Origin of the sequence: Dyella humi (genome assembly GCF_044904605.1) — a bacterium.
Lineage (GTDB): Bacteria > Pseudomonadota > Gammaproteobacteria > Xanthomonadales > Rhodanobacteraceae > Dyella_B > Dyella_B humi.
This window is the reverse complement of record NZ_JADIKI010000022.1, coordinates 376,541-393,463: the sequence shown is the minus strand read 5'-3', so window position 1 is coordinate 393,463 and position 16,923 is coordinate 376,541. Positions and strand designations below refer to the sequence as shown.

The 16,923-nt window shown below is 62.2% G+C and carries 19 protein-coding genes; 10 read left to right on the top strand and 9 right to left on the bottom strand.

Going from position 1 to position 16,923, the window contains the following annotated elements; translation table 11 throughout:
* Window positions 1–6 precede the first annotated feature (6 nt).
* Window positions 7–1,266 carry an NAD(P)/FAD-dependent oxidoreductase gene (locus ISP18_RS06655; protein WP_380008398.1) on the bottom strand — a complete coding sequence of 420 codons (1,260 nt, stop codon included), beginning with the start codon at window positions 1,264–1,266 and terminating at the stop codon, window positions 7–9.
* A gap of 186 nt (window positions 1,267–1,452) precedes the next feature.
* Here ISP18_RS06655 and ISP18_RS06650 point away from each other — a divergent pair, with 186 nt between their 5' ends.
* The 5 genes from ISP18_RS06650 to ISP18_RS06630 all read left to right on the top strand — a co-directional run bounded on the left by ISP18_RS06650 (window position 1,453) and on the right by ISP18_RS06630 (window position 5,067).
* The gene (locus ISP18_RS06650; RefSeq protein ID WP_380008395.1) at window positions 1,453–2,793 is read left to right on the top strand and encodes a hypothetical protein; all 1,341 of its coding nucleotides are present in this window, start codon (window positions 1,453–1,455) and stop codon (window positions 2,791–2,793) included.
* 168 nt (window positions 2,794–2,961) lie between these two features.
* On the top strand, window positions 2,962–3,462 hold the full coding sequence (locus ISP18_RS06645) for an energy transducer TonB (RefSeq protein WP_380008392.1): 501 nt from the start codon (window positions 2,962–2,964) through the stop codon (window positions 3,460–3,462).
* 65 nt (window positions 3,463–3,527) lie between these two features.
* On the top strand, window positions 3,528–4,097 hold the full coding sequence (locus ISP18_RS06640; protein ID WP_380008389.1) for a C40 family peptidase: 570 nt from the start codon (window positions 3,528–3,530) through the stop codon (window positions 4,095–4,097).
* Between the two features lie 74 nt (window positions 4,098–4,171).
* Window positions 4,172–4,630 carry a MarR family winged helix-turn-helix transcriptional regulator gene (locus tag ISP18_RS06635; protein WP_380008386.1) on the top strand — a complete coding sequence of 153 codons (459 nt, stop codon included), beginning with the start codon at window positions 4,172–4,174 and terminating at the stop codon, window positions 4,628–4,630.
* A 5-nt stretch (window positions 4,631–4,635) separates the two neighbouring features.
* The gene (locus ISP18_RS06630; RefSeq protein ID WP_380008383.1) at window positions 4,636–5,067 is read left to right on the top strand and encodes an organic hydroperoxide resistance protein; all 432 of its coding nucleotides are present in this window, start codon (window positions 4,636–4,638) and stop codon (window positions 5,065–5,067) included.
* A gap of 126 nt (window positions 5,068–5,193) precedes the next feature.
* On the opposite strand, the gene ISP18_RS06625 is transcribed toward ISP18_RS06630, so the two are convergent.
* Together ISP18_RS06625 and ISP18_RS06620 are read right to left on the bottom strand one after the other, a co-directional pair.
* The gene (locus ISP18_RS06625) at window positions 5,194–5,679 is read right to left on the bottom strand and encodes an FKBP-type peptidyl-prolyl cis-trans isomerase (RefSeq protein WP_380008380.1); all 486 of its coding nucleotides are present in this window, start codon (window positions 5,677–5,679) and stop codon (window positions 5,194–5,196) included.
* A 35-nt stretch (window positions 5,680–5,714) separates the two neighbouring features.
* Window positions 5,715–6,935, bottom strand: a complete 1,221-nt coding sequence (locus ISP18_RS06620) for an MFS transporter (RefSeq protein WP_380008377.1) — start codon at window positions 6,933–6,935, stop codon at window positions 5,715–5,717.
* A 181-nt stretch (window positions 6,936–7,116) separates the two neighbouring features.
* Here ISP18_RS06620 and ISP18_RS06615 point away from each other — a divergent pair, with 181 nt between their 5' ends.
* Window positions 7,117–8,445 (top strand): DEAD/DEAH box helicase, encoded by a 1,329-nt coding sequence (locus ISP18_RS06615; RefSeq protein ID WP_380008374.1) that lies wholly within the window; start codon window positions 7,117–7,119, stop codon window positions 8,443–8,445.
* Window positions 8,446–8,497: 52 nt separating this feature from the next.
* Here ISP18_RS06615 and ISP18_RS06610 read toward each other — a convergent pair whose 3' ends face one another.
* Both ISP18_RS06610 and ISP18_RS06605 read right to left on the bottom strand, forming a co-directional pair.
* Window positions 8,498–9,052 carry a GNAT family N-acetyltransferase gene (locus ISP18_RS06610; RefSeq protein ID WP_380008371.1) on the bottom strand — a complete coding sequence of 185 codons (555 nt, stop codon included), beginning with the start codon at window positions 9,050–9,052 and terminating at the stop codon, window positions 8,498–8,500.
* A gap of 4 nt (window positions 9,053–9,056) precedes the next feature.
* On the bottom strand, window positions 9,057–9,806 hold the full coding sequence (locus tag ISP18_RS06605; RefSeq protein WP_380008368.1) for an SDR family NAD(P)-dependent oxidoreductase: 750 nt from the start codon (window positions 9,804–9,806) through the stop codon (window positions 9,057–9,059).
* Between the two features lie 104 nt (window positions 9,807–9,910).
* Between ISP18_RS06605 and ISP18_RS06600 the strand changes: the two genes are divergently transcribed.
* Together ISP18_RS06600 and ISP18_RS06595 are read left to right on the top strand one after the other, a co-directional pair.
* Window positions 9,911–11,764 carry a DEAD/DEAH box helicase gene (locus ISP18_RS06600; RefSeq protein ID WP_380008365.1) on the top strand — a complete coding sequence of 618 codons (1,854 nt, stop codon included), beginning with the start codon at window positions 9,911–9,913 and terminating at the stop codon, window positions 11,762–11,764.
* Window positions 11,765–12,025: 261 nt separating this feature from the next.
* On the top strand, window positions 12,026–12,835 hold the full coding sequence (locus tag ISP18_RS06595; protein ID WP_380008362.1) for a DODA-type extradiol aromatic ring-opening family dioxygenase: 810 nt from the start codon (window positions 12,026–12,028) through the stop codon (window positions 12,833–12,835).
* On the opposite strand, the gene ISP18_RS06590 is transcribed toward ISP18_RS06595, so the two are convergent.
* Together ISP18_RS06590 and ISP18_RS06585 are read right to left on the bottom strand one after the other, a co-directional pair.
* Window positions 12,822–13,181: a cupredoxin domain-containing protein gene (locus ISP18_RS06590; protein ID WP_380008359.1), complete on the bottom strand. Its 360-nt coding sequence runs from the start codon at window positions 13,179–13,181 to the stop codon at window positions 12,822–12,824. The genes ISP18_RS06595 and ISP18_RS06590 overlap by 14 nt on opposite strands.
* Window positions 13,178–14,122, bottom strand: coding sequence for a metallophosphoesterase family protein (locus ISP18_RS06585; protein ID WP_380008356.1), 945 nt, complete (start codon window positions 14,120–14,122; stop codon window positions 13,178–13,180). Before ISP18_RS06585 ends, ISP18_RS06590 begins: the two co-directional genes overlap by 4 nt.
* 184 nt (window positions 14,123–14,306) lie before the next feature.
* On the opposite strand from ISP18_RS06585, the gene ISP18_RS06580 reads away from it, so the two are divergent.
* Together ISP18_RS06580 and ISP18_RS06575 are read left to right on the top strand one after the other, a co-directional pair.
* On the top strand, window positions 14,307–14,810 hold the full coding sequence (locus tag ISP18_RS06580) for a sigma-70 family RNA polymerase sigma factor (protein WP_380008353.1): 504 nt from the start codon (window positions 14,307–14,309) through the stop codon (window positions 14,808–14,810).
* Window positions 14,797–15,579, top strand: coding sequence for an anti-sigma factor family protein (locus ISP18_RS06575; protein WP_380008350.1), 783 nt, complete (start codon window positions 14,797–14,799; stop codon window positions 15,577–15,579). Before ISP18_RS06580 ends, ISP18_RS06575 begins: the two co-directional genes overlap by 14 nt.
* Here ISP18_RS06575 and ISP18_RS06570 read toward each other — a convergent pair.
* A complete protein-coding gene (locus tag ISP18_RS06570; RefSeq protein ID WP_380010959.1) occupies window positions 15,576–15,953 on the bottom strand; it encodes a YkgJ family cysteine cluster protein in 378 nt (125 codons plus the stop codon). The genes ISP18_RS06575 and ISP18_RS06570 overlap by 4 nt on opposite strands.
* 97 nt (window positions 15,954–16,050) lie before the next feature.
* Window positions 16,051–16,914, bottom strand: a complete 864-nt coding sequence (gene ypfJ / locus ISP18_RS06565) for a KPN_02809 family neutral zinc metallopeptidase (protein WP_380010956.1) — start codon at window positions 16,912–16,914, stop codon at window positions 16,051–16,053.
* Between the last annotated feature and the right edge of the window lie 9 nt (window positions 16,915–16,923).

Below are 16,923 nucleotides of genomic sequence, written 5' to 3'. Positions count from 1 at the left end.
GCATGACTAAAGACGAAAACGCGACGGCGCATACGGCGCCGGATCAATCACCGTTGCAGCACCAAGCATCTGCGCAGCAACCAGTTCCCCGGTCGCCGCCGACATGCTTACGCCCAACATCCCGTGCCCAGTAGCCAAATGCAGATTCGACCAGCGCGCACTCGGACCAATGATCGGTATTTCATCCACGCTCATCGGGCGCCAGCCCCACCATTCTTCCTGCAACTGTGGGCCTTCCGGCTCGCGCAAGCCTTCCGCCGCACCGCGGCGCAACGCATCCATGCGCCGGCGGTTGAGCCCTTCCGAATAACCGGAAAACTCCATGGTGCTGCCTAGGCGGAAGCCGCTGTCCCAGGTGGTGACGCACACCTTGGCTTCGCGCAGCACCATGGCATAGCGTGGCGCCTGTTTCGGTCGCGTGTACGTAAGCGAATAACCCTTGCCGGGCTGCATCGGCAGGTGCAAACCCAGTTGCTTGCCAAGCAACGGCGACCATGCACCCAGCGCCAGCAGTACACGGTCGCCAGTGAAGTCGCCGCGCGATGTCGAAACGCTCGTGATGCGCTTACCGTCCGTTACCAACTGCTCGATCTTCGCACCCGTCTCGATGATGCCGCCTTGTTCACGCACCAGCCGCGCCAGTTCAGCCGCGTAGCGGTCCGGACGCAAACGCGCATCGTCAGGATGGAACAGTCCGCCGTGCACGCCCGACTTCAGCGCCGGCTCCATCGCTTCCACTTCGTCCCCGTGCAGACGCTGCACAGGGACGCCCATACGATCGAGCAGTTGCGCGTGATGATGTTCGTCGTCCGCCATCTGCGCGGCACTACGATAGACGTATAGCAGTCCTTCTTCCACGAATTCACAATCCAGCTTCTCATCACGCACCAGCTCGGCGAGCAGCTTGCGCGAGCGCTGCAAGATCGCGGCCCGCGCCTGGGCCGCGTGCTCGAAATTCTGCCAGTTGCAATGCCGCGCGAAGCCCAACAGCCAACGCAGACGCGGCCCATCGAGACGAGGATTGAGGTAGAGCGGCGCGTCGGCGCGCAGCATCGAGCGCAAAGCCACCCCGAGCGTGCCCGGCATGGTCAAGGGTGCCGCATGGCTGGGGGTGATCGTGCCGCAGTTGCCGTGCGAGCTGCCGCAGCCCGGCGTTCCCTGCTCCAGCACGCGCACCTGGGTACCACCTTTCAGCAGATGCAGTGCACAAGCGAGGCCGATGACACCACCACCAAGAATCAATACGTCGCTGCGGGAAGCATTCATCGGACCATTGTAGCTGGCCGACTTAGGCGGGCTACGGGTGGTTTGCCGCAAATCAGGTGCATTGGTGCTTGATTTGCTGCGACGCCAAGCCGCGAGGCAGCTCTTCGGCAAAGGGGACTTGCGCGGCGTCGAACATCGTCGCACGCTGGTGCTGCATCCACGACAGCGTCCCCTACGCCGATGCGCATGAAGACTGTGATGTGCCTGCTTTGCACGACCGTGCTGGTGGCCTCGATCAGCGCGCACGGGCAACCGTCTGTCCCTACCACCAGCGAGCTGCTGACCCGGTTCGGCACTGCGCCTAACGGACTGGCGCGCTACGAGTACCTCACCTCGGTCATGCCGCAGCTTACGGGTGACGACAAAGCGCTCGCGGAGCAACTGCTGGCCACGGTGGACAGCGAGCTGGGCCTCTACAACGAAGCCATGATGGTCTTCCCCTTCGACAACCGCATCGCGCCGCCCCGGTCTACGTCGTTACCGCAATCGGATCAATGGCAGCCGGTGGATGCCGCCGAAGCAGTGGTGAAGCTCGCCGACAAACGCCGCATCGTGATGGTGAACGAAGCGCATCACGATGCGCATACCCGCGAACTGACGCTGGCCCTGCTGCCGCGCCTGCGTGAGCTCGGCTTCCAGTATTTCGCCGTGGAAGCGCTCAGCCCCAAGGATACGGATCTGATGCGCCGCGGCTATGTGATCGATACCTCGGGCAGCGAATACGTACTCGAACCGCTGTACGGCGAAATCGTGCGCCAGGCGATCAAGCTCGGTTACACCATTGTTGCCTACGATCCCGAAGACGCCGCCACTGATGATCGCGACAGCCAGGAAGCGCGCACGCTTTACGAAAAGGTGTTCGCCAAGGATCCACAGGCCAAACTATTCGTGCATGCCGGTTATTCGCACATCGACAAGGTAATCGGCAACCTGGGCGGCAAAATCCAGCCGATGGCGATGCAACTCAAGCGCATGAGCGGCTACGACCCGCTATGCGTGGATCAGGTGCAGTTTCGCGACGTGGCGGTGGGTGGCTTGGATTTCGGTTTCTACAGTACGGTCGCCAGCCGTTTCTTCGAAGAGCACCCTTACGTACTTCGAGCGCGAAGCAACGGCATCATCTGGAGCTCCGATCCGCAACAGCACGACGTCACGGTCGTTTTACCGCCTGTCTCGGACCGCGACCTCGACATCAACGGCATGATGCGCAGCGACGCGCTGCGGCGCGAAGTGATCCTGCCGCGCGCGCCGTTCGACCTCAGCCAGCGGCCGACGTGGCTGACGCTGGGCGGCCATCGCCTGCCCTACCCGATCAGCACCGATCTTTGTGAGGGCCAGATCCCTTGCGTGGTCGATGCTCACTACGCTAACGAACCCGACAACGCTACACCGGCCGATCGCTACACCTTCCTGCGAAAACACTCGCACAACGAGCTCTACCTCTATCCCGGCCATTACCGCTTGCGCGCATGGGATGCCACGGGCAAAACCCTCAATCAGCAGAACCTTGAAGTGCCCCCAGGTTGACCACCTATTGTGGTCCTCTGCTGCTCTTGTTGCCATTTGGCGCGCACGAGTAATTTTTCAGGCGAGACGTCCCCGTATCCGAGCCTCAGCGCGCAGACCTGCGTGGATACGCGAGCGTCCCCGATCCCCCGGCTCGCCTGAGCCGCAAATCAAGAGGAGCACTTCACCATGATTGGTTATGACTCTCGCAACGCGTGGCGGCGTCGTATCGGTTGCCTGACGCTGACCGCGCTGCTCATTAGCGCCGCTCTGGCGCAAAGCCCGGAACCGCTGCCGATGGACCCGGGAAACGGTTCCGACATGCAACACGGCGGCTTTCCTCCCCCGCCCTTCCCGCCCGAAGGCGTCAGGAATCGCGAGCAGGGCGTGGTGCTGCTCAAGGTGTTGGTGAGTGCCGATGGTTCCGCGCGCAAGGTCGAAGTCGACGCCGACAACAAGGCTTCGCCCGAATTGACCAAGGCCGCCAGCGATGCCGCGTTGAAATGGCATTACCCGAAACCCGAAGACAGCAAGACGGCCGATAGCTGGATGAAAGTGCCCGTGCGCTTCAGCCTTTCTCCCATGCCGCCGCATCCGCCAGGCTCGCCGCATGGCGGGGATATGCCACCTCCACCACCGGGAGGCCCGATGCCTCCGCCGCCCGCCCAGCCCAGCTCCTCCAATTCCTGAGAACTTCACGCCAAGCCATTGATTTGTTATAACCTCGGCGCAGACAACGCCGAGGTTTTTTTCGCATGCTCCTGGCCGACACTGGTGCTAAGGCCCCACACAGATCGCTCGCCCATGTGCTGCGCCTCGGCGCACTCATCGGCGTGCTGCTGATGCTGGCTGCCTGCGCCAGTTCGCCTCGCCGCGAAGCCACCTACAAACCCTCGCGCTCGGCGTTAGCCGACGAACCGGCACGTGCACCGGAAAACGCCATCGGTACGGCCAACGACGTGCTGTTCCGCGCCATGGCCCTGGTCGGCACGCCTTATCGCTGGGGCGGCAATACGCCGTCCGGCGGCTTCGACTGCAGTGGGTTGGTCGACTACATCTACCTCAACGCTGCCAACATCGCGCTGCCGCACAGCTCTCGCGACATGGCGTCGATGAACGGCCAGAAGATCAAGCACATGGACGAGCTGATGAGCGGCGACCTGGTGTTCTTCGGCAGCGGCAGCGGCATCAGTCACGTTGGCGTCTACGTGGGCAAGGGCCGCTTCGTGCATGCGCCCAACAGCGGCGGCACCGTCCGGCTGGACGATATCGATGGGCCGTATTGGCGCGATCACTTCGAGTATGGGAAGCGCCTGCTGGATTGACGTCCAGCCCCTTCGTTGCTCTCTTCACGAAAATTATATTGTGCACAATTAAATTTGATGCTATTGTTCGTGCAATGAAGAAAGCCCCCACCCCTTCGCTGCTGCTGGACGAACAGCTCTGTTTCGCGCTGTACGCAGCCTCGCGCCGCATGACGGCGACCTACCGACCGCTGCTTGAGGCATTGGACCTGACCTACCCGCAATACCTGGTGATGCTGGTGTTATGGGAACGAGACGGGCTGACCGTGCGCGAACTGGGCGAACGGCTGCAGTTGGATTCGGGCACCCTCACGCCGCTGCTGAAGCGACTGCAGCAAGCCGGCCTGCTGGGCCGCCGTCGCCGTCAAAGCGACGAACGCGAAGTGGAAATCACCCTGACAGATGCCGGGCATACGCTGCGCGAACGCGCGGAAGAAGTGCCGCGCTGCATGGCCGAAAAACTTTGTATGTCCGTCGACGCTTTCAAGCGTCTGCGCGATGAGTTGAAAAACCTGGCGACACAGCTCGCCTCCCCTACCGACCAACGAGAGTAAAAGCCATGAGCAATCCAACCAAAGTTCTCTATACCGCCACCGCCACCGCCAAGGGTGGCCGCGAAGGCCATATCCACAGCAGCGATGGCGTGCTGGATTTCGATCTGAAAGTGCCGAAGGAACTCGGCGGCCCGGGCGGCCCGGGCAGCAACCCGGAACAGTTGTTCGCGGCCGGCTATGCCGCCTGCTTCGAAGGCGCCGTGCGCTACGTGGCGCGCGAGAAGAAAGTCACGCTGAAGGATGCGTCGGTTACCGGCCACGTCGGCATCGGCCCACGCGAACCCGCCGGTTTTGCCATCGCGGTGAAGCTGGAAGTGAGCCTGCCGGGCATCGATCATGCGGTGGCGCAGGAACTGGTCGATATCGCGCACCGCGATATCTGCCCGTATTCGCACGCCACGCGCGGCAATGTGGATGTGCAGATCAGCTTGGTGTGATCTGTAGCAGGGAACGGGGAACGGGGAACGGGGAACGGGACAATACTCGCAAAGATGATTCTCTTCGCGACAGACCCTAACGTTCCCCGTTCCCTGTTTCCCCGTTCCCCGTTCCCCGCTTTCAATTCAGTGCGCTTCGGCACCCGGCGGATGCGCGTGCCCGTGCTGAATTTCCTCTTCCGTCGCCTCGCGCACTTCCTGGATCGCGACGTCGAAGTTCAGCGTCTTGCCGGCCATCGGATGATTGAGGTCCACGTCGACCGTGGACATGCCCACCTTGTGCACCGTCACCGCGCGCTGGCCGCCTTGCTTGAGCGACAGCACCGTCACCATGCCGGGCTTCAGACGATTGCCCTGCTGGAAGTACTTCTTCGGTACGCGCTGGATCTGCCCGTCCTGGCGCTCGCCGTAGCCTTCGACCGCAGGAATTTCCACCTGCAGCGTGTCGCCGGCGCCGTGGTCTTCCAGCGCCTTTTCCAGGCCCGGAATGAGCTGGCCATGGCCAAGCAGGATCCACAACGGCTCACCACCCTCGTGCGAGCTTTCAACCTTCTCGCCGTCCACGGTAAGCGTGTAGTGGAACGCGATGACCTTGTCCTTGCCAGCCTTCATTGCCTGTTTCTCGTCAGCCAAAGAGGGGGATTCTATCAGCTACCAAAGCGCACGCCGCGCGCCTCGGGGCCTAGCCAGACCAGTAGCGCCAGCAGCAGCGCCACTCCGGCAATCCACAAGGACATCACCAGCGGCAATCCCGCGCCTTGCGCCGCCAGCCAGGATTGTGCCGTGGCTGTGCCGGCGGCGATCAAGTTGCCCATCTGATAAGCGAACCCGGGCAAGGTGCCACGCACGGTATCCGGCGACAGTTCGTTGAGGTGCGTCGGCACCACGCCCCAGGCTCCTTGCACCATTACCTGGATCAGGAACGCGCCGATACCCAGCAGCCACAGCGAGCCGCCATACGTCCACAGCGGAATCACCGGAATCGCAAGCAAGGCGGCAATAATCATCGCGCGGCGGCGGCCGATCTTCTCCGACCACGCGCCAAAGCAGATGCCACCCACCAGCGCGCCGAGATTGAGCATCGCCACAAGCACAAACGCCGCGCTTGAGCCAGTGGGCAGATGCAGATTCACTTCCTCGAAGGTGTGATACATATCCTGCGAGCCGTGGCTGAACATGTTGAATGCGGCCATCAAGCACATCAGGTAGATCGCCAGTTTCCAGTGCCCGCGCATCGCTTCGCCCAGACTGAGCTTGCCGTGCACGGCCTGGCTCGCTTCCCATGCGGGCGATTCGGGCACATTGCGACGGATGTACAGCACCAGCAGCGCCGGCACAGTGCCCACGATAAATAGACCGCGCCAGCCGATGTGATCGATCAACAGCCAGTTCGCCAGCGCGCCGAGGAAAAAGCCGCAGGGATAGCCGCTTTGCAGCAAGCCCGACACTAGCCCGCGCGATTTCGGCGGGATCGACTCCATCGCCAGCGACGCGCCGATGCCCCATTCGCCGCCCATCGCCACGCCGAACAGGAAGCGCAGCGCCAGCAACATCGTCATCGTGGTGGAAAACGCCGTCGCCAGTTCGAACAGCGAAAACAGCATCACGTCGATCATCAGCACCGGTCGCCGCCCGAAGCGATCGGCCAGGCGACCGAACAGCAAGGCGCCTACCGGACGTGCCGCCAGCGTGAGGAACACGCCCAGCGTCACCTCCGTGCGATCGGCATGGAATTCGTTCGCAATGCCGACAATCACGAAGGTGTAGAGGAAATAGTCGAACGCATCGAGCGTCCAACCGAGAAAGCTCGCCAGCACAGTGTGCCGCTGCTCGTGATTCAACTCGCGGAGGGCTGACAGGACGGACATGCAAGGCTCCCGAAAGACGGCGCGAGGCTAACACGATGCAGCGGCGATACGAACGGCCTGGGCGTCATTCGTGTATACTGGCAAACGGATCGCAGCTTTACTGGCCGCGCATCCATCCCTCATCGATATATCACGGCAACGCGGTTCTGCACGAAAGCTCCGGGTTGCACAGGAGCATTTCATGTCTTTCGAATCGCTGGGCTTAGCCCCTGCGTTGTTGCGCGCGCTTGCCGACCAAGGCTATACAAAACCCACCCCGGTCCAGGCTGGCGCCATTCCCGTTGTGCTGGAGGGCCACGATCTGCTGGCCGCAGCGCAAACCGGCACCGGCAAAACCGCCGCGTTCTCGCTGCCGTTGCTGCAGCGTATGTCTTCCACCGCCCCCTCGGGCACGCGTCGCCCGCGTGCCTTGGTGCTCACGCCGACGCGCGAATTGGCTGCGCAAATTCACGGCAACATTCGCGACTACGGAAAATATCTGAAAGTCAGCAGCGCCACGATCTTCGGCGGTGTCAGCATGGGCCCGCAGATACAGGCTCTGCGCCGCGGCGCAGACATCATCATCGCCACGCCGGGCCGATTGGTCGATCACATGCAGCAGCGCACGATCGATCTCTCCGGCGTCGAAGTGTTGGTACTGGATGAAGCCGACCGCATGCTCGACATGGGCTTCCTCCCCTCGCTCAAGCGCATCATCAGCGCGCTGCCGAAGCAGCGCCAGACACTGCTGTTCTCGGCCACCTTTGCGCCCGAAATCAAATCGCTGGCGATGCAGTTCATGCATTCGCCGCGCGAAGTGTCGGTGACGCCGGCCAACAGCGTGGCAACCACGGTGAGCCATCAGGTGCATCCGGTCGATGCATCACGCAAGCGGGACCTGCTGCTGCACGTGCTCAGCCAGGACAGCCGCCGCCAGACGCTGGTGTTCACCCGCACCAAGCATGGCGCGGACAAGCTGGTGCATCACCTGGAACAGTGTGGTCTGCGCGCAGCGGCCATCCACGGCAACAAGAGCCAGAACGCACGCACGCGTGCGCTGGCGGATTTCAAGAGCGGCCGCGTCACCGTACTGGTGGCCACGGATATCGCCGCGCGTGGTATCGACATCGACCAATTGCCAATCGTGATCAACTTCGATCTGCCGATGGTGGCGGAAGATTACGTGCACCGCATCGGCCGTACCGGTCGCGCCGGTTCCAATGGTATGGCGTTGTCGCTGGTCAGCCATGACGAATCCGGCCTGCTGCGCGACATCCGCAAGCTGCTAAAACAAGACATTGCGATTGAAGAAGTGCCCGGCTTCGAGCTATCCGCACCGCTGCGCCTGGATGACCGCGCCCCACGCCCGAAGCAGGGACAGCGCCAGCCGCAGCAGCGTTCGCAACGACAGGGTGGCAGCGCGCATCGTCCGCATGGACACGCGCATCAGGGCAATGGCGGCGGCGAGCATGCGATGGGCAATCGCAAGCGCAATCGTTCGCGCGGACGCAAGCCGGCAGCGAAGGCCTAACGCATCACACTCCCTCTCTCCACCGGGGAGAGGGAGCTGAACCTCGCAAGATTCACCCCTCCGGACAGATTAGCGCCGTGAGTATGTGGTCCTCCCACGTTCCAGCAATCTGCAAATACCGCTTCGCATAGCCTTCTCGCTCAAAACCGAGCGACGCCAATAACCGCGCACTACGCTCGTTACGTGGCAGATAATTGGCCATGATCCGATGCAAGTGCAGTTCGCCGAACGCCCAGGCGATACCTGCTTCCAACACTTCACGCATCAGCCCCTGCCCTTGCATGCGCGCAGCGATTCCATATCCCAAATGACACGCCTGAAAGGCACCGCGCACGATATTGGCGAAGGTGCAGGTGGCCAACATCGTCTGCTCGGTCGGATCGAAAGCCATCAGGGAATAACCGCGATCCTGCAGTGCGTTGTCACGACTGTCGACGATGGTCTTCAGGCAATGCTCCAGCGTGTAGTACGCCGATTCGCGCAGCGGCTCCCAAGATGCCAAATGCTCGCGGTTCTCCAGGCGATAGCGAAGCAGCTTCGGCGCATCCGACTCTTCCGCCAGACGGATGCGTGCGCGCGCTGTTTGCAAATACGGCAATGCAATCACGTGTTCAACGCTCTTGATCCGTCGGGCGCATCAACACTTCGTTGATGCACACGTAGTCTGGACGCGTTACGCAGAACAGAATGGTGTCGGCGATGTCCTCCGCTTGCAGCTGGCGCATTTCGCCGGCGCGTGCATTGACCGCACGGCGACTGGCTTCATGACCGATGTGTTCGCGCAATTCGGTATCCACCATGCCCGGCTCGATCACGCTGACGCGGATATTGTCCTTGTACACCTCGCGCCGCAGCGATTCGGAAAAGCCCACTACGCCGAACTTGGTCGCCGCATACGCCGCCGCGTTGGGATTGGCGACGCGCCCCGCTACCGACGAGACGTTCACGATGTGCCCGTCACGCCGCGCGCGCATGCCGGCCAGCGCAGCCTGGGTGGAGGCGATCAGGCTGAGTACGTTCAACTCCAGCATGCGACGCCAACGGCCAAGATCCGCTTCGGCCACCGGTTCCAGGTACATCACACCGGCGTTGTTGATGAGGATGTCCAGGTGTCCGTAATGCGCCTCCGTTTCCTTGACGATGCGCTGGGCCTCCACTTCCGACGCAAGATCAGCCACCAGCACCTGCGGCTCCGCGCCCAGCCCGGCGAGCGTGGCGGCAAGCTGCTCCAGCCGATCCCTGCGTCGTGCGGCAATCGCCACCTTGGCGCCCTGCTCGGCGAGGGCCAGTGCGGTCGCTTCGCCGATCCCCGAGGACGCACCCGTAACAAGCGCGATGCGATCTTGCAGGCGGTTCTTCATGACGGCTCCCATGGCTGTGCAATCCAAGAGTATGTCGGCCATGGGCTGTTACAATAGTCACCTTTCTCCCGCATGCCCCGTGCATGCCTCGTCGAGGTTTCCCCATGTCGTCCCCGTCTTCCGACTCTGCTCCGGCCGCCGCTGGCTTCTCTGCGCTTGCGCTCACGCCGGAGGTGCTGCGCGCATTGGCCGACGTGGGTTATGAATCGCCGTCGCCGATCCAGGCCGCCACCATCCCGTCCCTGCTCGAAGGCCGCGACGTACTGGGCCAGGCGCAGACCGGCACCGGCAAGACTGCGGCGTTCGCACTGCCGATTCTTTCGCGCATCGAGACACGCCCCGGCAAGCCGCAGGCGCTGGTGTTGGCACCCACGCGCGAGCTGGCAATTCAGGTGGCCGAGGCGTTCCAGCGCTATGCCGCGCACATGCCGGGCTTCCAGGTGCTACCGATCTACGGCGGCCAGAGCTACGGCCCGCAGTTGCATGCCTTGCGGCGCGGTGTGCACGTGGTGGTCGGTACGCCGGGGCGCGTGATCGATCATCTCGATCGCAAGACGCTCGATCTTTCCGAACTGCGCTTCATCGTGCTCGACGAAGCGGATGAAATGCTGCGCATGGGCTTCATCGACGATGTGGAGAAGGTGCTTGAAGCCACGCCGCCGGAACGCCAGGTTGCGCTGTTCTCCGCCACCATGCCAGCGCCAATCCGCAAGATCGCCCAGCGGCATCTGAAAAATCCGGCTGAAGTCACCATCAAGGCTGCTACCACTACCGCCGCCAACATTCGCCAGCGCTACTGGTGGGTGAGCGGCATGCACAAGCTGGATGCGATGACGCGCATCCTCGAAGCCGAACCGTTCGATGCGATGATTATCTTCGCGCGCACCAAGCAGGCTACCGAGGAATTGGCAGAAAAACTGCAGGCGCGCGGCCTGGCCGCCGCCGCCATCAACGGCGATATCGCGCAGCCGCAGCGCGAACGCGTGATCCAGCAGTTGAAGGAAGGCAAGCTCGACATTCTCGTCGCCACCGACGTCGCCGCGCGCGGCCTGGACGTGGAACGCATCAGCCACGTGTTGAATTACGACATTCCGTACGACACCGAAAGCTACGTACACCGCATCGGCCGCACCGGCCGTGCAGGTCGTAGCGGCGAGGCGATCCTGTTCGTGACACCGCGTGAGAAAGGCATGCTGCGCGCGATCGAACGCGCCACACGCCAGCCGATCGAGGAAATGAAACTGCCCACGGTCGAAGCAGTGAACGATCGCCGCATCGCACGCTTCAAGCAAAGCATCAGCGACACGTTGGCTATGGGCAGTCTGGAACAGTTTCAGCAGCTGATCGAACAGTACGAACAGGAACACGACATACCGGCCATCGAAATCGCTGCCGCCTTGGCGCGCATCGCGCAAGGCGATCGCCCGCTGTTGCTGGAAGCGCCGGCCAAGCGCGAACGTACGCAGGAACGCGAGCCGCGTCCCGCGCGTGAACACGATGGCGACACGCGCCGCGCACCACGCGAACCGCGTCACCGCGAGGACAGCCCGCGCGACTTCGCCCCGCGCCAACTTCGCCCGCATGCGACCGAAGCAGGTAAGCGCACCTATCGCATCGAAGTCGGCCACGAACACGGCGTGAAACCCGGCAACATCGTCGGAGCTATCGCTAACGAAGCCGGCCTTGAGAGCCAGTACATCGGCCGCCTGAGCATCCGCGGCGATTACAGCCTGGTCGATTTGCCCGACGGCATGCCGAAGGAAGTTTTCGAGCACTTGAAGAAAGTGTGGGTGAACCAGCAGCAGTTGCAAATCTGCGAATGGGATGGCAAGGAAGAGGAAGCCGGCGCGCGTCCGCCGCGCAAACCTGGTGGATTCAAGCCGGCGCACGCACGCGGGCACTCAGGCAAACCGGCGAAGCACGGGCGCGGTGGCGATAAGCCTATGCGTCGTAAATAACGCTCTCTTCGTTAGCTCAATCTTGCCAATTCGTCATTCCGGCGAAGGCCGGAATCCAGTCTCAATACGTCGTGCGAAGCACACAAAACTTTTTAGGTTGAGTGCTTCGCACAGCATGTTTGTACTGGATTCCGGCCTTCGCCGGAATGACGATTCTGCAAGACTGCTTGCCACACCCAAACATCGTTCCACTTGACGCAACAGTCCGTTCCCTGCCACTCACCGCTGCAAACCCGTTCATCCGGCCATACTTATACCGCCATGAACACCTTCCCCAGCCTCTACATCTCCCACGGCTCGCCGATGACCGCCCTGCACCCCGGACAGGTCGGCGAACGGCTGGCCGAGATCGCCGCCGAACTGCTGCGTCCGAAAGCCATCGTGATCGCCACTGCGCATTGGCTTGCGCACCAGCCAAGCGTGGGTGGCGCAGCGCGGCCGGAAACCATCCATGATTTCTACGGTTTTCCGCGCGAACTGTTCGACATCCAATATCCGGCGCCAGGCGCACCGGAACTTGCGGTGGAAGTCACGCAGCGACTCAACCAGGCTGGACTCGGGGCCACGCTCGATATGCAGCAAGGGCTCGACCACGGCGCCTGGGTGCCGCTGCGCCTGCTTTATCCGAACGCTGATATTCCGGTGGTGCCGCTGTCGATCCAGCCGCACCTGGGGCCGGCTCACCAGTACGCGGTGGGCCGCGCGCTGGCACCGCTGCGTGAGCAGGGTGTCATGGTGATCGGCTCGGGTAGCATCACGCACAATCTGCACGATTTCCGCGCCGGCTATAGCGACGACAACGAAGCACCTTACGTGCGTCCGTTCATTGGCTGGATCGAACAGAAGATCAAAAGCAGTGACGTGGATGCGCTGCTCGATTACCGCCGCCAGGCACCGTTCGCCGAACGCGCGCATCCCACCGACGAACATCTGCTGCCGCTGTATGTAGCGCTCGGCGCCGCTGGCGAGCATGTCGACGGACGGCGCATCGACGCCGGCGTCGACCTCGGCTTCATCGCCATGGACATCTACCGCTTCGACAGCGCGCCAACTGCCGTCACTGCACAATGATCGTGCCGACCATCATGGGATGGATCGAGCAGTAGTAGGCGTAAGTGCCGGGCTTGGAAAACGTCACGCCGTAGCTGTCGCTAGTATCCAGTGCCTTGGATGAGGCGAATAGCGAACCGGCGCTGGTGATCACGTGCGGCTCTTCGTCACGATTGGTCCAGACCACGCGCGCACCGACTGGCACGGTGATGGTTTTCGGCGCAAAGGCGAAGTTCTGGATCGCCACTTGGTAATTCTTACCCTTGGCCGGCGCAACGTCCGCGGCTCTGCACGAAACCGCGGCACCGCACAGCGCAACCATCAAGATCGACGCGCAACCTGCGCGGAATATCGATGACAGATTCATGCCGGCAATACCTCGTCGGTCACGGCAAGCGTGCCGCTGCCCCGCACATGGCGCACATCGCGAATACCCAGATAGCGATGCAGCTCTTCGGCCTTCACGCTTTGAAGCGGGCCCGGGCCAGGACCATCGCCCGGCGCAGGTTGCGGATAAGCCGTGGAACGCGCGGTATAGAACGTGATGTTGCCTTCCACTTTCTGTTGAACCTGATGGATGTGCCCGTTCAACACGGTGACCGAGCCGAACCGGCGCAGATAAGTCATCGCTTCGGCGCTGTCATCAGTACCCCAGCCCCATTGCGGATACAGCGACCACAACGGCATGTGCGCAAACACCACGACAGGTGTTTCGGCGGACAGGCCGGCCAGATCGTTCTTCAGCCAGGCCAATTGATCCGTACCCAGCGAACCCAGGCCGCCCGCCTTGAGGTTGAGCACATTGATCAGCCCCACGAAGTGCACGCCTTGTTGGTCGAAGCTGTACCAGCCGCCTTCATGCTGCTTCTCGCCAAAACGGCGGAAGAATTCGGCGCCGTTATCGCCGATCACATCGTGTTCGCCCGGTACGTAGAATCTACGGCCGACGCGCGCCTCTTGCATCAATCCGGACAGCGTGTCGAACTCCTCCGGCTTGGACAGATGCGTGAGATCGCCGGTATGCAGCAGGAAAGCCGGACGTGCGGCCTCCGTGTTGATCTTCGCCAAGGCGTGGCGCAGCGAACCGGCCACGTCCATATTGGGCGCCTTGTGAAAGCCGATGTGCGAATCGCTTATCTGCACGAAGCTGAAGGTGGCGTCCTTGATCGCGCCCGTGTCGCCGCCCAGCGGCTGCGCATGCAGCACGCCGCCTTTCATCAACCATAAGGTGCCGGCTCCGGCCCAGGCCATGCACTTGAGAAATTGCCGCCGGCCGCCGGCTTGTTCGTCATAGATGTCTTGTGTCATTGCTGGCTCCGCGAGATGGGGGCCGCCCATTGCCGCCCTCATTCGCATTACCGGCATGACGCCACGCCTATTCCCTGTTTTCGGGTCAGGGAATAAAGTCGCCGCAACAGCGGTATAGGTCTTTATGCCACTCACCGTTCACACAAGCGGATCCACTGCCAGAAGCGCAAGCTTCGAAGCTTGCGTGCTGCCGCATCTGGACGCCGCCTACAACCTGGCTCGCTGGCTGGCCCGCGACGATGTGGATGCGCAGGACGTGGTGCAGGAAGCCATGCTGCGCGCGTTCCGCTACTTCGACAGTTTTCACGGTGGCGATGCACGCGTGTGGTTGCTCGCCATCGTGCGCAACACTTTCTACTCGCTGCGAACAAAAGCCGCTGCCGACGATGCACACGAAACCTTCGACGATGATGTGCATACCTTCGCCGACGAACAACCCACGCCGGAAGCGCGCGCGCTGCTTGCGTTAGATGTCAGCACCCTGCAGACGGCGCTGGAAAATCTCCCGCATCCCTTGCGCGAAGCACTCGTGCTGCGCGAACTGGAAGAATGTTCGTACAAGGAGATCGCGTCGATCACCGGGCAGAAGATCGGCACCGTCATGTCCCGGCTTGCGCGCGCTCGCGAGCGGCTGAGGGCCGAAATGATCCATCACTCTACGGAGGCACGCCGTCATGATGTGCCATGACGCCAGGCTGCTTCTGCACGCCTATCTGGATGACGAACTGGACGCCGCGCAAAGCGTGGCGATCACTCGCCATATGCAAGGCTGTGCTGCGTGCGCGGCCCGCTTCGCCGATTACAACCGGCTCCGCAAAGGACTTACGCAAGCCTCGCTTTACCGCCGCGCACCGGATGCCTTGCGTAAGCAGTGGTCCAGCGGACAGGTTGCTTTATCTCCTAACCATGCCCATGCCGGAACGCGTCGTGCACCTTTCGCGCTCGCCATGGCAGCGGGATTTGCAGCGGCACTGCTGGTTGTCGCGCCGATGTGGCTGTCCAGCGTGCGGAATGCTTCCGAGCAAACTGGGCCGGTGATCGACGAAGCGGTGTCCAGTCATCTACGCGCGATGCAACCGCAACACCTGATGGATGTGATCTCGACCGATCAGCACACCGTCAAGCCGTGGTTTGCCGGCAAGCTGGACTTCTCACCGCACGTCAAGGATCTGGCGGATGAAGGTTTCCCATTGGTGGGCGGTCGACTCGACGCGCTGGAAGGACATAGCGTGGCGGCACTCATCTACAAGCGGCGCCTGCACGTCATCGATCTTTACCAATGGCCAGCACCTGGCGCAGCCACCACGATGGAGACAGCGCACTATCATGGCTACACCGTCATCCGTTGGACGGCCGATCGTATGCACTTCGTCGCGGTGTCCGACTTGAACGAAGACGAGCTGCGGCAGTTCACATTGGCTTTCCAGAACGATGCGGCTGCGCCGGTCATGCGCTAAACAACAGGTTCTTGCACTGGCGGATACAAGCCGATCCATTCCTGCGATGTTAGCGGCAGCAAGCCGTGCGCGAGGCGGGCTTTGTCGCATTGCGGGTTTGGTGTTCCGAATTCCCAGGAAGGCAGCATGTCCCGGCATATCGAAGGGCGGTGTGGATAGATGCTGCAGCGTGCATTTACGCCGACACGGCCTTCCAGGGCTGCGCAGTGCGGGTGGCGAGCCTGGGTGCCGCGCATCACCAGGCGGTGCGGATCCAGTTTTTCAGTGAGTTCCGGCGGCACGTGACCATCCATGGAAGCGTCGGCCTCCATCCAGTGGAAGGCAACTCGGAAACTGGCGCAACAAGCGCCGCAGCGCAGGCAAGGATGGATCATGGCGGTCAACGATGCGCCCCCTGGCGCATGTTTGGCGGATGTTAGCTGCGCATCAGCGTTGTTCCCTCTCGCGTTCGAGAGAGGGAACGAATTCGGCTCACACCGGCCCGTTGAACGTATTGCACTGCTGAATATCGCCGCCCTGCAGTCCAACCTTGAACCACTTCACGCGCTGCTCCGAGGTGCCGTGCGTGAACGAATCGGGCACCACCGTGCCGCGCGCTTCACGCTGTAAGGTGTCGTCGCCGATCTGGCTGGCGGCGTTGAGGGCGGATTCCACGTCGCCCGGCTGTAGCCATTGCAGGCGTTGCTGCGTGCGATTGGCCCACACGCCGGCGAAACAGTCGGCCTGCAGCTCCTGCCGTACCGACAAACCATCAGCGCCTTCCATGCGTGCGCCTTGCCGCTGCATCTGGCTGGTCTTGGCGAAGATGCCGAGCTGGTTCTGCACGTGATGTCCCACTTCATGCGCAATTACGTAGGCGCGCGCGAAATCGCCGCTGGAATGGAAACGCGTTTCCAGTTCGCGGAAGAAATTCAGGTCCAGATAAATCTTCTGATCGCCGGGGCAGTAGAACGGCCCCACCGCCGTGGACGCCGCGCCGCAGGCGGTGTTCACGCCACCGCTGAATAGATCCAGCTTGGGATCGGTGTAGGTGCGCCCCATGCCGGCGAAAATGTCGCTCCAAGTTTTCTCAGTGGAACCCAGTACGCGGCGCACGAATTCCATCTGCTGCGGATCCACCTGCGCCGGTTGGCTGGTGGGTGCATAGGTATTCGGCTGTCCTCCACCTTGGTTGAGCAAGGCCAGCGGGTTCTTGAAAAAGATCCAGCCCAGCAAAGCCAGGATGATCAAACCGCCGATACCCATCCGTCCGCCACCGAAGCCGCGGCCACCGCCACCACCGCCGCCCTGGTCGACTTCGACGTTCTGACTTTCTTCGCCCTTCTGCCAGTCCATAACGCCTCC

What these genes read in the sequence shown, in the direction of transcription:
- ISP18_RS06655 (WP_380008398.1), bottom strand. Translation starts at nt 1,266, where the DNA reads ATGAATGCTTCCCGCAGCGACGTATTGATTCTTGGTGGTGGTGTCATC.
- ISP18_RS06650 (WP_380008395.1), top strand. Translation starts at nt 1,453, where the DNA reads ATGAAGACTGTGATGTGCCTGCTTTGCACGACCGTGCTGGTGGCCTCG.
- ISP18_RS06645 (WP_380008392.1), top strand. Translation starts at nt 2,962, where the DNA reads ATGATTGGTTATGACTCTCGCAACGCGTGGCGGCGTCGTATCGGTTGC.
- ISP18_RS06640 (WP_380008389.1), top strand. Translation starts at nt 3,528, where the DNA reads ATGCTCCTGGCCGACACTGGTGCTAAGGCCCCACACAGATCGCTCGCC.
- ISP18_RS06635 (WP_380008386.1), top strand. Translation starts at nt 4,172, where the DNA reads ATGAAGAAAGCCCCCACCCCTTCGCTGCTGCTGGACGAACAGCTCTGT.
- ISP18_RS06630 (WP_380008383.1), top strand. Translation starts at nt 4,636, where the DNA reads ATGAGCAATCCAACCAAAGTTCTCTATACCGCCACCGCCACCGCCAAG.
- ISP18_RS06625 (WP_380008380.1), bottom strand. Translation starts at nt 5,679, where the DNA reads ATGAAGGCTGGCAAGGACAAGGTCATCGCGTTCCACTACACGCTTACC.
- ISP18_RS06620 (WP_380008377.1), bottom strand. Translation starts at nt 6,935, where the DNA reads ATGTCCGTCCTGTCAGCCCTCCGCGAGTTGAATCACGAGCAGCGGCAC.
- ISP18_RS06615 (WP_380008374.1), top strand. Translation starts at nt 7,117, where the DNA reads ATGTCTTTCGAATCGCTGGGCTTAGCCCCTGCGTTGTTGCGCGCGCTT.
- ISP18_RS06605 (WP_380008368.1), bottom strand. Translation starts at nt 9,806, where the DNA reads ATGAAGAACCGCCTGCAAGATCGCATCGCGCTTGTTACGGGTGCGTCC.
- ISP18_RS06600 (WP_380008365.1), top strand. Translation starts at nt 9,911, where the DNA reads ATGTCGTCCCCGTCTTCCGACTCTGCTCCGGCCGCCGCTGGCTTCTCT.
- ISP18_RS06595 (WP_380008362.1), top strand. Translation starts at nt 12,026, where the DNA reads ATGAACACCTTCCCCAGCCTCTACATCTCCCACGGCTCGCCGATGACC.
- ISP18_RS06590 (WP_380008359.1), bottom strand. Translation starts at nt 13,181, where the DNA reads ATGAATCTGTCATCGATATTCCGCGCAGGTTGCGCGTCGATCTTGATG.
- ISP18_RS06585 (WP_380008356.1), bottom strand. Translation starts at nt 14,122, where the DNA reads ATGACACAAGACATCTATGACGAACAAGCCGGCGGCCGGCGGCAATTT.
- ISP18_RS06575 (WP_380008350.1), top strand. Translation starts at nt 14,797, where the DNA reads ATGATGTGCCATGACGCCAGGCTGCTTCTGCACGCCTATCTGGATGAC.
- ISP18_RS06570 (WP_380010959.1), bottom strand. Translation starts at nt 15,953, where the DNA reads ATGATCCATCCTTGCCTGCGCTGCGGCGCTTGTTGCGCCAGTTTCCGA.
- ypfJ (WP_380010956.1), bottom strand. Translation starts at nt 16,914, where the DNA reads ATGGACTGGCAGAAGGGCGAAGAAAGTCAGAACGTCGAAGTCGACCAG.